Source organism: Thalassotalea euphylliae, from assembly GCF_003390395.1.
Classification (GTDB): Bacteria; Pseudomonadota; Gammaproteobacteria; order Enterobacterales; family Alteromonadaceae; genus Thalassotalea_F; species Thalassotalea_F euphylliae_C.
On record NZ_QUOV01000001.1, the window covers coordinates 409,786 to 425,381 of the forward strand.

A 15,596-nucleotide genomic window follows, 5' to 3' on the forward strand; every position below is an offset into this window, starting at 1 on the left:
TTGATGTAGAATGACTATATCGGCAAAAATTTTACTTGTACTTGGACCGCTGAAATAGCTCTGAGTAGAACATATTATTATGCGGATTGGTATTAATGCATTGCTAATAGTAATCATTTTATCAGCAATGAAAGTATATTAAATCGTCAAAGGTCATTTAGACCTTAATAACAAAATTTGTTGGGAAATTTATGAGTTCTTTGGTCAATGTGGTCAGTGCCGCCTCAAATAAATTACGCTTTAAAACCAAGTTTGCTCTGCTGGCGCTGGTTTTTTTTATTCCGCTAATCGCTGCGCTACTGTGGATTGTCGATAGCCAACGCAATAAAATCGATATACTTGATCAAGAACTTGCTGGTCATCAATTGATTGAACAAATCGTAGGGATTGAGCAGTTAGTTTATTCAAATGCACAGCTTGGCCAAGCCAGAACACAAGTTAACCAACTCACTAAAGCAATTAGCGAATCACCATTATTAATGCCAGTGCGCGCTAAAGCGAATCAGTTACAAGAACTGATGGCTAGCCACCAATTAAGCGACAGTGATACCAGCTTAGCCAATGTCGCTGAAATCTATGAGTTGACGTTATCGCTGCGTGAGAATATTGCCGCGATTACGGGGTTGAGCCGCGAAAGTGATGCCAGCATCTTCTACCTTTCAGAGTTAGGCCGCATGCGTTTACCGGAACTACATGAGTATTTAGCTCGCACTAGCTACCTAACGCAGAACATTATTAATAATCAAGGGTTTAACGCGCAGTCTTATACCTCTTTGGTAGCACTTAATAATCGTATAGATGAAATTCAACATCAGTTTGATAAATCACAAATGCAACTGGAGCGTGTTGATAAAGCGACAGCGCAAAGTTTAGCTACGCAACTGTCAGCCATTGTTAGCAATATTGATAATTTCCAAAATGCGCTGCAACAGCAAGTAATCGATCCTGATTCAATACAATGGTCACGCGCCGATACTGAGCGCGCAGTACAAGCAGCGCTAACTACTGTGGTGGATACCGAAAGTGAAATAAACAAACAACTCACTGAGCGTTTAAGTGCGGCATTATCAATGCAGATGAATTCGTTAGTAGTGCTTGGTGTTTTGTTGTCTTTAGGTGTCGTGCTAATTGCTGGCTTCTTGTATGTCATTTACTGGTCAATTAAAAGTAATGCTCAGCAATTGCAACACGCCGCGCAAATCATGGGTGACGGTGACTTTTCTCAGCATATAGCGATAGACAGCAAAGATGAATTTGGTGATATCAGTGATAGCTTTTGTCATATGCAGGAAAAAGTGAACGCGCTGTTATTACTGGTGCAAGAGGACATTATTAAGCTTGAACAAGACACCGCGAATATTCGCGAAATGACTGATAGCATGGAGCATCAAGTATCGGATCAACAAACCAATACTCATGGTGTGATAGGTGCGATACACGAGCTTTCACAATCAGTGCAACTTATTGCTGATAATACCGACAATGCCCGAGATGTTACGCATGCCGCCAGTGATCATGTGAATGGCGGTCAAACGATTATTGCTGAAACGGCTGCTGTGATCGGCCAGATTTCAGCGCAAGTTAATTCAACTTCACAAGTGATTAATACACTAGCGACCAATACCTCTGAAATTGCGCAGTTTGTCAGTGTTATTCGTGAGATTGCTGATCAAACTAACTTATTAGCATTAAACGCAGCAATTGAAGCGGCGCGTGCGGGTGAACAAGGTCGAGGCTTTGCCGTAGTTGCTGATGAAGTTAGGAACTTAGCGGGTAAAACGCAAGATGCGACGGGTGAAATTCAAGACATTATCGAAAAGCTACAACAAGGCACAGAGCAATCGGTACAGGCCATGACCCAAGGTGTTGAACGCGCCGAGCAAGGGGTTAAGCAAACTGAGCTTGTTTCCGCCTCGTTTAATGATATTACCGAATCAGTGAGCAATATTGTTGATGGCACAGATCAAATTTCAGCAGCAGTCACTCAGCAAAATAGCATGTTAGGCCATATCGACAGCAACACTGAGAACATTTCTAAAGGCGCGGATACCATTTTACAATCTGCCCATCGGGCGGCGCAGGCGGTGGGTAGCTTGTCTGAGCTCGCCGATGACCTTTCAAAACAACTAGCGCAATTTAAGCTGCGTTAGTCGATTCTACTTGGAGCGCGCATGGTTTGGCTATCGCTTGAATAGTAAATTATGCGCCCCATATTGATACAAGATATAGCAAATATTCATTGGCATAGTTGGAGTCAATCTGTCAGTGTGTAAGTTTGTTGTACCGCCGATTCTATCTAGGTTTGCTATTTTGAGTGTACAAGTAAACACTCAATTAAAACACCTGTTTAAAAAAGTTGCTTTTCGCATTCTTTCAGGGCAAACTCAGTCGGCTAGTATTACAATTCATAACGATTTAGTTATATAGAGTGTGTTGACCTTTCGAGGTTAAATTATGTTTAGAGCGGCCAAGCAGGTGGCATTAAAGTAGCCCTGAAAGGTCAATACACTCTAATAAGTAATTACAAAAACCAGTCTAACAAGCACCTTAATCGGGTGGAGGAGATCAGGCATGTTATTTCAAGGCAAAAGCCTTTCTGCCGAGTTACTTGCTGACGGTATTGTTGAATTTAAATTCGACGCCGAAGGTTCAGTAAACAAGTTCGATCAGGCAACATTTGAAGAATATCGCGCAGTAGTCGACGCGATCAAAAACTGCAGCGAAGCAAAAGGTATTATTGTTACCTCTGGCAAATCAGCATTCATTGCTGGCGCTGACATCACAGAATTCCTAGAAACATTCAAAAAGCCAATGGACGAGTTAATCCCTTGGGTTAAAGCGGCTACTGACTTATTTGATTCGTTTGAAGACATCGACCTACCAAAAGTTGCAGCAGTTAATGGCTTTGCACTAGGTGGCGGTTGTGAAATGATTTTAACTTGTGACTACCGTGTTGCAGACACTACAGCATCTATCGGCTTACCAGAAGTTAAATTAGGTTTAATGCCTGGTTTTGGTGGTACTGTTCGTTTACCTCGCATTATCGGTGCCGACAACGCTGTTGAGTGGATGTCGACAGGTAAAGCTCACAAAGCTGAACAAGCATTAGCCGTTGGTGTTGTTGACGCGGTTGTTGCGCCTGAGCAACTTCGTGATGCGGCGATTGCTATGGTGAAACAAGCGATTGAAGGCAAGTTAAACTGGCAAGCAAAACGCCAAGCTAAATTAGAGCCTTTAAAGCTAACGCCAACTGAAACCATCATGACCTTTAATACTTGTAAAGGTATGATCGCAGCTAAAGCGGGTAAGCACTACCCAGCACCAATGACGATGGTTAAGTCATTAGAAGCGGCGGCAGGTTTAGACCGTGCTGGTGCAATGGCAATTGAAAACGAAGGTTTTGCTAAGCTTGCGAAAACTGACGCAGCGACAGCACAAATCGGCATTTTCATGTCTGATCAAGTGATCAAAGGCAAAGCGAAGAAAGCGGCGAAAGCAGGTGCACCTGTTGAAAAAGCTGCGGTACTTGGCGCTGGTATCATGGGTGGCGGTATCGCTTACCAATCAGCTGCTAAAGGCACGCCAATTGTCATGAAAGACATTGCTGATAGCGCACTTGATTTAGGTTTAACCACAGCAGCTGGCTTATTAACGAAGCAGGTTGAACGTGGTCGCATGAACGCTAAGAAAATGGCGGGCGTGTTAAACAACATCACACCAACGCTAAGCTACGACAGCTTAAAAGATGTTGACGTTGTTGTTGAAGCGGTTGTTGAAAACCCGAAAGTAAAAAGCATTGTATTAGCCGAAGTAGAAGAAGTTACCGGTGACGACGCAATTCTTGCTTCAAACACCTCAACGATTTCTATCGACCTACTTGCGGAAAGCGTTAAGCGCAAAGACAAGTTCTGTGGTATGCACTTCTTCAACCCAGTGCACAAAATGCCATTAGTAGAAGTTATTCGTGGTAAAGAAACGTCTGACGAAACCGTTGCAGCTGTTGTTGCTTACGCAGCGAAAATGGGTAAATCACCTATCGTGGTTAACGACTGCCCAGGTTTCTACGTAAACCGCGTATTATTCCCTTACTTTGCAGGTTTCAGCCACTTAGTAAAAGAAGGTGCTGATTTTACTGCCGTTGATAAGGTAATGGAGAAGCAATTCGGCTGGCCTATGGGTCCTGCGTACTTACTTGACGTTGTCGGTATCGACACAGCTGATCACTGTACGGGTGTAATGTCTGCTGGCTTCCCAACACGTATGCAGAAGATCGACAACGATCCAGTAAGCATTCTATTTGGTGATGACCGTTACGGTCAGAAGAATGGCAAAGGTTTCTACGACTACGGTAAAGATAAGCGCGGTCGTCCAACCAAAGTACCAGCAGAAAAAGCATACGAGCTATTTGCTGGCAACGTTGCTGACAAGAAAGACTTTGACGCTGACGAAGTTATCGCACGCCTAATGATCCCTATGGTGAACGAAGTGGTTCGCTGTTTAGAAGAAGGTATCGTTGATACAGCTGCTGAAGCAGATATGGGCTTAATCTACGGTTTAGGTTTCCCTCCATTCCGCGGTGGTCCAATTCGTTACCTAGAAACAGTTGGTCTAGAGAAATTCATCGAAATGGCTGACAAGTTCGCCCACTTAGGTGAAATTTACCAAGTAACAGACGGTATGCGTGAGATGGCTAAATCTGGCAAGTCTTACTACACCACTGACGTGAAAACAGCTTAAGCCGAGGAAAGAAAAATGAAAGAAGTCGTAATTGTCGATTGTATTCGTACCCCTATGGGTCGCTCTAAGGCTGGTGTTTTCCGTAACGTTCGTGCCGAGACCCTATCTGCGCACCTAATGCAAGCGCTATTAGATCGCAACCCTAACTTAGACCCTGCGTTAATCGAAGACATTATCTGGGGTAACGTTAAGCAAACTAAAGAGCAAGGTTTCAACATTGCTCGTAACGCTCAGCTACTAACCGACATTCCTAAGTCAGTTGGCGCTATTACCGTTAACCGTTTATGTGGCTCTTCAATGAGCGCATTACACGATGCTTCTGCCTTTATCATGGCTGGTCAAGGCGACGTGTACATGGTTGGTGGTGTTGAGCACATGGGTCACGTACCTATGATGTACGATGTGGATTTCGATCCAGCGTTAAGCAAGTACATCTCTCGTGCTGCTGGTAACATGGGCTTAACGGCTGAGTTACTTGGTATGCAACACGGCGTAACACGTGAACAGCAAGACGCATTTGGCGCACGCTCTCACCAGCTTGCTCACAAAGCAACAGTTGAAGGTCGTTGGGCAAACGAAATCATCCCAACATTAGGTCACGACGCGAATGGCGTATTGTCACTAATCGAGCACGATGAAGTAATTCGTCCTGAAACAACGGTTGAATCATTAGCAGGCTTACGCCCAGTATTCGACCCAGTAAACGGTACAGTAACGGCAGGTACTTCATCAGCACTTTCTGATGGTGCATCAGCGATGTTAGTGATGTCTGCTGACAAAGCGAAAGAGCTAGGCTTAACACCACGCGTTAAAATTCGTGGTTTTGCGTCAGCAGGTTGCGATCCATCAACTATGGGTTACGGTCCAGTACCGGCGACTAAGAAAGCCCTTAAGCGCGCTGGTTTATCACTAGAAGATATTCAGTTAGCAGAATTCAACGAAGCATTCGCTGCCCAAGCGGTTTCGTGTGTTCGTGCACTAGGCCTTGAAGATAAGATGGACGACATGATCAACTTAAACGGTGGTGCAATTGCACTTGGTCACCCACTAGGTTGTTCAGGTACACGTATCTCAACCACGCTAGTTAACCTAATGGAAGCGCAAGACGTGAACATTGGTTTAGCGACTATGTGTGTTGGGTTAGGTCAAGGTGTAGCAACCGTTTTCGAACGCGTTTAAATCACGGCTAAATCGTCGGTTTGTAAAACCTAAGCGATTTACTTGATACGTTTAAAAGCACTGCTTCGGCGGTGCTTTTTTATGCCTGATTTTTAGTCATTATTTTCAGTTAGTATTAATTTTTTATCGGTTAGTCTGGTCTATTCTAACAATAGATCCAAAGCACGTTGGGTTAGCTTTGTCGTTTAATGGTGAAGGAAAGGGAGTAATGCGAGTGAAGTATTTATTAACTTTGGTGCTTGGCACAATTGTAAGTTTGCCATTATTGGCCATGGAGCGAGATCGTAGCTCGATTCGCTGTGATGGCGGTCATATCCGTCACGGTATGGATAAATACCAAGTGATCAGCCGTTGCGGTGACCCTAGAGCGCAAGAAACAATTAGCGGTGATGATCAGCTTAAAGTCGATAAGCTGGTTTATAAGTTTAAACGGTCACCGTCTGCACCACTGATTATTTTCACCTTTCGTGGCGGTAAGCTGATCAATATTAAAGAGTCTAGATAGACGCTTTGATACGACTAGCCCATCATTTTCATACACAGCAGATAAACAATAATAAACAGTGCTATCCAAACGGTTTCAGCGACCATTAAAATGATAGGTTTAACACCAACACTGGTCAGTTTTGACAGGTTGGACTTCATGCCAATCGCGGCAATAGCAATCACAAGGGCAAAACGGCTAATGGTGGTAGCTCCTTCGGTGATCACAGTCGGTAAATCGACCAGTGAGTTAATTACCATAAACACAACAAAGGCGATTAAGAAGCTGGGGAAATGAGGTTTGTGATCAACTTGCTGCTCGCTGCGGTACTGGTTGCTTAGTGCAAGTAGCATCATTAACACCACTGGCATTAAAAAGCTAACGCGCACTAATTTTACCAGCGTTGATAAATCACCCGTTTGCTCTGAGACTGAATAGCCTGCGCCGACAACTTGTGCAACATCATGAATAGTGCCGCCAAGAAAGATACTGGTATCGTATTCGTTTAAGCCTAGGCTAGTCGCGATAATGGGGTAGGCAATCATGGCTATGGTCGACAGCGAAGTAACGCCGATAATGGTCAGCAAGGTATCGCGCTCTTTATTTTTATCATTAGGCAGTATGGCTGAAATCGCCATGGCCGCAGAGGCGCCACATATGGCGACTGAGCCACCGGTTAACATGCCAAAGCGTCGACTCATCCCCATAGCACGACTGAGCAATACACCGAAAATAATAGTTGAGCCGATAGCGGCAATCAGCAGCAGCGCCGTTGACCAACCAAGCGACGTTAAATCATCGAAGGCTATTCGAAAGCCCAGCAAGGCAACACCGATGCGTAAGATAGTAGAAGCGGTAAATTCAATACCTGCTTTGCATTTAGTTTCTTCGTGTAAAAATGACAGGGCTATACCGAGCAGCAATGCAAACAGCATGGCGGGGGCATTGTAATGCTCAGCAAGGAATAAGGCAGCAAGGCCAGTGATTACAGCAATAAAACTTCCGGGAAAAAGCGCCTTTATTTTCATTAACATACACAGATTTTTACAACTAGGCTGGTATATTATCTGTTGCGGCGCCAAGTGCAACTAACACTTGCCGTTTTGTCTCACCGCCATAAGGACGACGGCCATGCATAGCCAGATTATTGTCAACCACAGCGACGTCACCTGCCTGCCACTCTACATCAAATGCGTATTGCTCGGCAGTTGCGATAATCTCTTCTAGCCATGCCTTGGGAATTTCACTGTCATCGCCAAAACATAAGGTATCTTGGTGATGTTCACGCACCCCAGACCAGCCTTGATAAGCCGCGACTAATTGATTAAAAAACACTTTCCGACCATCGGCTAAGGTGCGCACCGCAGGTAATTTCCCCGTTGTTGCTTTTAAGCTGCCGTCTTGTTGCCATTGCCAGCGATAACCTAAGCGCGCTAACTTTTCTTCTGCTTCGGTTTGCGTTTCAACACTGAGTGTACTTTTCCAGCTGCGTCCTTGACCTGAATTTGGATCATTCTCACCCGGCATTGTGGTGGTATATTTCACGCCTTTTTGCTCGAATACCGCTGCCAACGCTGGATTCGCTTGTGCTAAAGCATCAAGCAGTAAATCACAGCGTAAGATTGGGCTAGCACCGCCGTGATCGGCTGGCGTTAAACAAAAGAAAAAGATTTTATCTGGGTAAATTGGCGTTTGCGCCATCTCGTTATGCAGGTAAATTTCTACCTCTTTGGGGGCTTCATTAGCGGTAAATACCCGCTCTGTGAAATTAATGCGCACAGCATTCGATAACGAATCTTTGTAATAAAAGTTGGGGTAGCCAAAGCTTGCTGTAAATTCGTCGAATGCTTCTGCGGAGTCTAACGGAAAACCACGAAACAAAATCGCGCCAGATTGTGCCAATTGCTGTTCGATTACCGCTTTATGGTGCCTAATATAATCAGCACTTTCAGCGACACTAGCGCAATCATCGGGATTGACCACTACGGCAGGAAATACATCCGGCTTATCTGTGCAAAACTGCTTGTCGACACTGGTTAACTTCACCTTATTTGAAGGCTCTTTATTTGAAGACTCTCTGTTTGAAGACATGCCACACTCCTAGTCGTAAATTGGGTGAAGCGTATTAAAGGCTGCTTGACAAAAATGCCCAGGATCATTGAAGCGCTTATCAAGATTCAATGCGCTAATCGCGGCCATCTCTTCGTCGTTGAGAGCAAAGTCGAAAATCGCAATATTTTCTTTTAAACGTCCAAGCTTGGTACTCTTGGGAATAATTGAGCAGCCCCGCTGCACGTTCCAGCGCAGCACTACTTGTGCTGGTGTTTTCCCTAAGCGCTCAGCGGCGGCAACTACCGCTGGCTGGGTGAGTACAGATTCATCAGCACCTGCCATATCTAATTCTAAATACGAGAGTGCCCCAAGCGGTGAAAATGCTGTGACTTCTACGCCATAGGCTTTGGTCATGGCAATTAAACGCTCTTGGGTGTTGTAAGGGTGCGATTCAATTTGCAAGGCGTAGGGTTTAATACGGGCATAGGTCATCAAATCATGCATGAGTGCTGAATTGTAATTACAGATGCCTATATTTTTCACTAGGCTACTATCTACAAGATCTTCCATTGCAGCCCAAGTTTTATGTAGCGGCACTTGGGCGAGTTTCATACTCGGGTTCTCTGCCTCTGGATCGAAGAACCATTCCGGTGGATAGCGCTCTTCAATCGGCACATAGGCTTGAGCAATAGGAAAGTGGATTAAATACAGATCTAAGTAATCTACGCCTAGATCGCTCAGTGTTTTTTCTAACGCGGGCTGCACATGTTCTGGTGCGTGGTAGGTATTCCATAGCTTAGAAGTGATCCAAAGCTCTTCACGGCTGCACAGCCCATCAGCTATGGCCTTGGCAATGCCTTGGCCGACTTCAATTTCATTGCCGTAATCACAGGCACTGTCTAGGTGGCGATAACCCGCTTTAATGGCATCGTATACGGTTTGTGCACAGTCTTGTTTTGCAATCTTCCATAGGCCTAAGCCGACCTGAGGCATAGTCGTTGTTGCCATCACTTACTCGCTCTGAAATTGAAAAGTAGTTACCGCTGTTAGAGATATTGCCTAACATTAAAGTTATATCTTATATAAGACTATAAGTTAGCGTTGGTGATTTCAGGTGTCAATTAATAGATGAAAAAATCATCAGTGGCAGTGTCCGGTTGGTTGCCAGCTAGGAGTAAGTTGAGAGCCGATAACAACAAAACTGTTATACGTTGAGCCTAAATTGGTGGCGTAAGATAGAGGAAAATCGGCAGGTAAATGAGTTAAACAAATTTACCTGCAGAAGGAAGAACGAGGGCGTGTTGATCTTTCGAGATTGAATTTTGTTCAATCTAAACGCTTTCTGATCACGGCGCTCGCTTTGTCGCATAGTCGTTCTCGGCTTTGTCTCCTGAGTCGCTCTACCTCCTGCATCCATGCCGTCGTATGTAAAAATCGAGCAACAATGAGCAGGAAGCGTTTAGATGAACCCCCTCAACATAAAATAAAGGGGCAGCGTCTGTTTGAATTTTCTACTGTGTTGGCACTTATTTATGGAGAATGACTACACTGCACAAGTGTCGCCTTGTATAAAACCCAAACAGACTGCTGCAAAAACAACCCTGAAAGATTAACACGCCCTAGTCAAAATTTACTAAGTAGTGGTAGTGATCTGAGCGGCAGCGGGTGATGCGATATTCTATTATTTGATCGTTTAGCGACTTAGTTGAACGAGTAAACATTAACAATGGCGAGCCGTGCGCTATGGCGAGTAAATCAGCATCAGCTTCGTCGGCCAGAATCGCTTTGATTTTATCTTCTGTTTTATGCACCGTCAGATTAAAGTTGGTCTGATAAAAGTGGTAAAGGGTATGGGGAATTTCTGGTTCGTTTTCTATGCCAGTAAATGCGGAATAGGGCATGTAAATATCTTCTAGCAAACAATATTCACCATTCAATGTACGGCGACGCTTGAGCACAACCACTTTGGTTTTAGCTTTTACATCCAGTTCTTTCGCAATGGTTTTATTTGCGGGTTCAATGGTTAACGATAGCACTTCGGATATGGGTAGCTCTGGGCTGTGATTATCGGCGACCAGCGGGAAGAATCGGTACAATGCTGGCATGCCGGTATGCTCTGCGACAAAAGTTCCTAAGCCTTGCTTGCGGGTTAGTACTTTTTCATCGGTTAGGGTATTGAGCGCTTTACGCACTGTGCCTTGGCTGACCCCAAACTCACTAGCCAGTTGAAACTCACTGGGCAGCATATCGCCGGGCTTCCAGCGTTGCTCAACAATTAATTGAGTAACGTGTTTTTCCACTTGTTTGTACAGTGGCAAGAAGGCTAAGCCAGAAGTGCCAAGTTTATTACCGAATTCAGTATCAGCCATCTTTATTCCTATTCAAATAAGCGAATCGACACTCTATATTTTCACTACCTAACGCTGTGCAAAAGACAATGACTATGCAGGTTAAGGCTTTCTTTTATCTTATATAAGAATTTCACTCTTTCTATCATACTTAGCCAGATAGAAAAGTAAATTGCATAAAATAATGAGTAAATGTTAGCGCTAATATAAAAGCTATTAATGCTCAAGCGGTGCTCAAATCTTAAACAAGGTGGTTAAAAAATAAGTTTGACAAATAACCGAACTAAGGTAGTTTATATTCTTATATAAGACCTAAGAATTAGCTTTGCTGACACTAAACTTACTATAAAATCATTCAAAGTTGTCATCGTAGCGAGCACCAAAATAAGCATTACATAACGATTAAAAAACGCATTACTAAGGTCTGTATCACAAGGGGGAAGCAATGTCAGGCTTTAGTGTTGACTCGCCAAGCTGGGACACTATTGATGCCGTTAAGGTTATCGATAACATCAGAGTGCAAGATGATCATGCCGTGATCCCAACGGATCGTGGCGACTTGTATTTGAGCGTAAATCAATTTGGCGTTCGCCTGCAATTGGGTCAACGTATTGATTATGACTATCAAATGTTGGTCACCAACCCTGTTGCGAAAAGCTTATCATTGAGCGCCAATCAAGACGTTAATCCCAACCAAGACGCTAACCCCAACCAAGAAGATAACCATAGCGTCAAGCTAACCAAAGGTGGCCAAGAATCGATTATTAGCGCTGGTGATACCGAAGTAGTTGTCGCTCATCAACCTTTTGCCATTCAAGTAAAACGCAACACCAAAACCGTTCTGCAATCTGCTACCGATGGTCACTTTGTTCGTCGTTATCGTTTACCGCCACTTGCCCGTATTGAGCAAGGTTGGTTTATGGCATTCGAGTTGGGCAGTAGCGAGCCTGTTTATGGCTTGGGTGAAAAGTGGGGGAAGCTCGATAAACGCGGCCAACTGATTCGCTCGTTTAACCACGATGCGCTCGGCGTAAACGCAGAAATTTCTTATAAAAACTCCCCATTTGCCTGGAGCCCAAACGGTTGGGGGCTGTTTGTTCACACGCCATCACCAGTGACTCATGGCGTTGGCTATGCACCTTGGTCACAGCGAAGTTATGGCGTGCTTGTTGAAGATAGCTCGCTCGACATATTTATATTTACTGGGTGTAATGGCGAGCAATTAATTCAGACCTATACCGAATTAACGGGCAAGGCACCTATGCCACCTCAGTGGAGCTTGGGAGTTATTCTTTCCAAAGCCTATTACCAAGATGCAGATGAATTGTTAGCCACGGCAAAAATAGTTCGGCAGCAGCAAATGCCGTGTGACGTAATTACCCTTGATGGCCGTGCATGGCAAGACACTGATACTCGCTTTGCCTTTGAGTGGGATAAAACTCGCTACCCCGACCCCAAACCGATAATCGACCAGCTTAAAGCGATGCAATTCAAAATTTGCATTTGGGAATATCCGCTAATTTCGGTTGAAAATCCGCTATATCATCAATTGGCAGATAAAGGTTGGCTGATAAAAGACAGACGCACAGGGCAAGCTTATCAATACGAATGGGACATGAGCGCTTTTGGCGAAGTGCTTACTCCATTGCCCAAATCTGGCATTTTAGATTTCACCCACCCCGATGCGTATGCCTTTTGGCGCGATAGCCACCAAAGCTTGTTTGAGTTAGGTATTGATATGATCAAAGCGGACTTTGGTGAACAAATTGAAGACGACAATATGCTCGCTAGCAATGGTGAATCAGGCATGGCACTGCACAATGTTTATAGCTTGCTATACAACCGCTGTGTCTATGAGGCGGCTGAGAAATTTAGCGAAAATGGCGCGTTTTTATTTAGTCGCTCAGCGTGGACGGGATCACAACGCTACCCCGCTCAGTGGGGAGGCGACCCTCAAGCCGATTGGGGCGGGTTGGCAGCAAGCTTGCGCGGTGGTCAGTCGTGGGGCTTAACCGCAGCGCCTTTTTATGCGACTGATGTTGGCGGTTTTTATAAAGATACGAGAGACGCCGAGCTTTATGTTCGTTGGATCCAATCGGCGGTATTTTCCGCCCATATGCGTTTGCATGGTATCGGTCAGCGAGAGCCGTGGAGCTATGGTGAAGGCGCCGAATATGCAGCGAACAAAGCATTGAAGCTGCGCTATCAGTTGCTGCCTTATCTACACCAAACCATGGCGCAAGCTACAGAAACAGGGTTACCTATTCAGCGTGCAATGGTGCTTGCGTTTCCAAATGAGCGACAAGCATGGGCGTTTGAAGATCAGTTTATGTTTGGTGACAAGCTCTTGGTTGTTCCTTGCTTACAGGCAGGAGGCGATATTGAGTTTTATTTGCCTCACTCCCCAACACAAGGCTCCACACAAGCCTCAACGCAAGGTTCAACACAAGCCTCGGTTAGTGACGCAAATAACTGGCTGCGTTTTAATCCAGATACTGAGGCATTAACTCGCTATCAAGGTGGTCGTGTTTATCAAGAAAAGCTGGCGTTAGATGACTATGCAGTGTTTATTCGCGAGGGCGATGTCATTCCGCTTGGCGATGCTGTTGAGCATACTGAACAGCTCAAGGCACAGGGTAAATCGGTTGCCAGCATCGCTCGTTATTGGCCTGACGCTGAAATAGCAAAGGGTGGAGAATAATTCATGGCTGGTCAAGATATCGCTTTTACCTTGATTAGCTGCTTGTTTTTTATGGGGCTAGTGGCTTGGATTTCTTACCAAAAAACCAAAGGGGTTGCTGATTCTAAAGATGGTTATTTTCTCGCAGGACGAGGCTTAACAGGCACTTTTATTGCTGGCTCTATGTTGTTGACCAACTTATCTGCTGAGCAACTTATTGGCTTAAATGGGTCGGCATTTGGCTATAACCTCAGTGCCATGGCATGGGAAGTCACGGCTGGCATTGCCACCATTATTATGGCTTTAGTGTTTTTGCCACGTTACCTTTCTGGTGCTTTTACCACACTCCCTGAATTTTTAAAGCAACGTTTCGATGACACAGTAAGGCGGATGACTGTGGTGTTGTTTATGGTTGGCTATGGTTTGATCACCATTCCGTCGGTCTTGTATTCCGGCTCTGTTGCCGTACTTAAACTTTTCGATATTCCTACCTTATTGTCGTTGAGCTATCAACAATCTTTGGTGTTAACCATTATTATGGTCGGCAGTGTTGGTGCCGTTTACGCGATTTTTGGTGGCCTGAAAGCGGTGGCGGTTTCCGATACTATCAACGGCGTTGGCTTGCTAATCATTGGTATTTTAGTACCCGTCTTAGGATTTATGATGTTGGGCGGTGGTAGTTTCACGGCTGGGGTTACCACAGTATTAACTGAGCATACTGACAAACTCAATGCAATTGGCCAGCCAACGGATCCGGTACCGTTTGGCACCATATTTACCGGCATGATTTTCGCCAACTTGTTCTATTGGTGTACCAACCAGTACGTGATTCAGCGGACACTTGGCGCAAAGAATTTAGCAGAAGGGCAAAAAGGGGTGCTGCTTTCCGGCTATTTCAAATTATTAGTGCCATTTTTGATGATGATCCCTGGGGTGATCGCGTTTCATTTGTATCAAACCAGTCAGCTAGAAACCATCGATATGGCTTATCCTAGGTTAGTGAAAGATGTGTTACCTGTGTCGCTCGCTGGCTTTTTCTTAGCGGTATTACTTGGCACTGTATTTAGCTCGTTTAATTCCTTACTTAACAGCGCCGCCACTTTATTTTGTTTAGATGTTTACGCGCCACTGAAAAAAGACAAAGTCAGTGATGAACAACTGATCAAAGTCGCCAAAATTGCCAGTGTCATTATCGCGCTGTTCTCTTTTGTGGTTGCGCCATTGCTGATGTTCGCGCCAGAGGGGTTATGGCAAATTATTCGGGTATTTACCGGCTTTTATAATATTCCTGTAATCACCATTGTGATTGTAGGTTTGTTTACTCGTCGCGTACCCGCTATTGCTGCTAAGGTAGTGATTATTTTCCATGTGCTTGCATACGCGCTGCTCAAATTTATTTGGGATGTGGATATTAACTTTATTCACATCTATGCGATTTTATTTGTCACTGAAACCGCCATTATGCTGTTATTTGGTTACTTCCAGCCAACAGAAGAGCAGCGTTTTTATCATCATAAAAATACCGTTGATTTAGTACCTTGGCGCTATGCTCATCCGGTTGCTATCAGCTTAGTGTCATTGATTATTATAAGTTATGTATTCTTCTCGCCATTGGGCGTAGTGACAGGGTCTTGGTCGATGTTTTACGGCATAAGTGCGGCAATTTTACTAGTAAATATTGCGCTGTGCGTGTGGAGTATCAAGCGCTGGCAGAAGAAGTACCAGTGCAGTGTTAATACGGTACAGATCAATAAGGTCTGAGCATGTTAGATAAAATGGATTGCTCAACTGTAGTATGCAGTTTGATCACAAACTAGCCGCCAAACCCATGCTGATAATTGAAATAAATAGCAAACTAGCGATTGTGATCTATAGTTAGCTAAAGTCGTTTAGGTCTTATATAAGATATATATTGTATTATGGTATTTTAGCCAGTACAGTATTGTTTAAATAATGTGCAACTCAAGCAGGTTGAAGCTGGCTAAAGCACAACTAAATGCACATTTACTATGACTGTAAAAAGGCATTAAGAATAAAAAACAAGAAAAACAAATAACAATAATTTCAGTGTGAAATCCACAGCCCTGCTAATAAAGATTCAATTAGTCTGGCTGTA

At 44.3% G+C, this 15,596-nt stretch carries 10 protein-coding genes; 6 read left to right on the forward strand and 4 right to left on the reverse strand.

All coding sequences use genetic code 11. From position 1 onward, the window contains the following. Positions 1-191: 191 nt before the first annotated feature. From DXX92_RS01880 to DXX92_RS01895, 4 genes are all read left to right on the forward strand, one after another. On the forward strand, positions 192-2,150 hold the full coding sequence (locus DXX92_RS01880; RefSeq protein ID WP_115998869.1) for a methyl-accepting chemotaxis protein: 1,959 nt from the start codon (positions 192-194) through the stop codon (positions 2,148-2,150). A 421-nt stretch (positions 2,151-2,571) separates the two neighbouring features. Next, on the forward strand, positions 2,572-4,737 hold the full coding sequence (fadB, locus tag DXX92_RS01885; protein ID WP_115998870.1) for a fatty acid oxidation complex subunit alpha FadB: 2,166 nt from the start codon (positions 2,572-2,574) through the stop codon (positions 4,735-4,737). Between the two features lie 15 nt (positions 4,738-4,752). Then, the gene (gene fadA, locus DXX92_RS01890) at positions 4,753-5,916 is read left to right on the forward strand and encodes an acetyl-CoA C-acyltransferase FadA (RefSeq protein ID WP_115998871.1); all 1,164 of its coding nucleotides are present in this window, start codon (positions 4,753-4,755) and stop codon (positions 5,914-5,916) included. A 214-nt stretch (positions 5,917-6,130) separates the two neighbouring features. Further along, positions 6,131-6,421: a DUF2845 domain-containing protein gene (locus tag DXX92_RS01895; protein WP_181901670.1), complete on the forward strand. Its 291-nt coding sequence runs from the start codon at positions 6,131-6,133 to the stop codon at positions 6,419-6,421. A 14-nt stretch (positions 6,422-6,435) separates the two neighbouring features. Here DXX92_RS01895 and DXX92_RS01900 read toward each other — a convergent pair whose 3' ends face one another. From DXX92_RS01900 to DXX92_RS01915, 4 genes are all read right to left on the reverse strand, one after another. Then, complete coding sequence (locus DXX92_RS01900; protein ID WP_428977352.1) at positions 6,436-7,428, reverse strand: YeiH family protein; 993 nt, start codon at positions 7,426-7,428, stop codon at positions 6,436-6,438. A 22-nt stretch (positions 7,429-7,450) separates the two neighbouring features. Beyond that, the gene (locus DXX92_RS01905) at positions 7,451-8,491 is read right to left on the reverse strand and encodes a TauD/TfdA family dioxygenase (protein WP_115998874.1); all 1,041 of its coding nucleotides are present in this window, start codon (positions 8,489-8,491) and stop codon (positions 7,451-7,453) included. 9 nt (positions 8,492-8,500) lie between these two features. Further along, positions 8,501-9,460 (reverse strand): aldo/keto reductase, encoded by a 960-nt coding sequence (locus DXX92_RS01910; RefSeq protein ID WP_220347618.1) that lies wholly within the window; start codon positions 9,458-9,460, stop codon positions 8,501-8,503. 611 nt (positions 9,461-10,071) lie between these two features. Beyond that, positions 10,072-10,821: a GntR family transcriptional regulator gene (locus DXX92_RS01915; RefSeq protein WP_115998875.1), complete on the reverse strand. Its 750-nt coding sequence runs from the start codon at positions 10,819-10,821 to the stop codon at positions 10,072-10,074. Positions 10,822-11,245: 424 nt separating this feature from the next. Between DXX92_RS01915 and DXX92_RS01920 the strand changes: the two genes are divergently transcribed. Next, complete coding sequence (locus DXX92_RS01920) at positions 11,246-13,501, forward strand: alpha-xylosidase (RefSeq protein WP_115998876.1); 2,256 nt, start codon at positions 11,246-11,248, stop codon at positions 13,499-13,501. 3 nt (positions 13,502-13,504) lie between these two features. Then, positions 13,505-15,241, forward strand: a complete 1,737-nt coding sequence (locus DXX92_RS01925) for a solute:sodium symporter family transporter (protein WP_115998877.1) — start codon at positions 13,505-13,507, stop codon at positions 15,239-15,241. Positions 15,242-15,596 lie beyond the last annotated feature (355 nt).

Excerpts from the sequence above, each read along its gene's own strand:
- DXX92_RS01880 (WP_115998869.1), top strand. The coding sequence starts at position 192 with ATGAGTTCTTTGGTCAATGTGGTCAGTGCCGCCTCAAATAAATTACGC.
- fadB (WP_115998870.1), top strand. The coding sequence starts at position 2,572 with ATGTTATTTCAAGGCAAAAGCCTTTCTGCCGAGTTACTTGCTGACGGT.
- fadA (WP_115998871.1), top strand. The coding sequence starts at position 4,753 with ATGAAAGAAGTCGTAATTGTCGATTGTATTCGTACCCCTATGGGTCGC.
- DXX92_RS01900 (WP_428977352.1), bottom strand. The coding sequence starts at position 7,428 with ATGAAAATAAAGGCGCTTTTTCCCGGAAGTTTTATTGCTGTAATCACT.
- DXX92_RS01905 (WP_115998874.1), bottom strand. The coding sequence starts at position 8,491 with ATGTCTTCAAACAGAGAGTCTTCAAATAAAGAGCCTTCAAATAAGGTG.
- DXX92_RS01910 (WP_220347618.1), bottom strand. The coding sequence starts at position 9,460 with ATGGCAACAACGACTATGCCTCAGGTCGGCTTAGGCCTATGGAAGATT.
- DXX92_RS01915 (WP_115998875.1), bottom strand. The coding sequence starts at position 10,821 with ATGGCTGATACTGAATTCGGTAATAAACTTGGCACTTCTGGCTTAGCC.
- DXX92_RS01920 (WP_115998876.1), top strand. The coding sequence starts at position 11,246 with ATGTCAGGCTTTAGTGTTGACTCGCCAAGCTGGGACACTATTGATGCC.
- DXX92_RS01925 (WP_115998877.1), top strand. The coding sequence starts at position 13,505 with ATGGCTGGTCAAGATATCGCTTTTACCTTGATTAGCTGCTTGTTTTTT.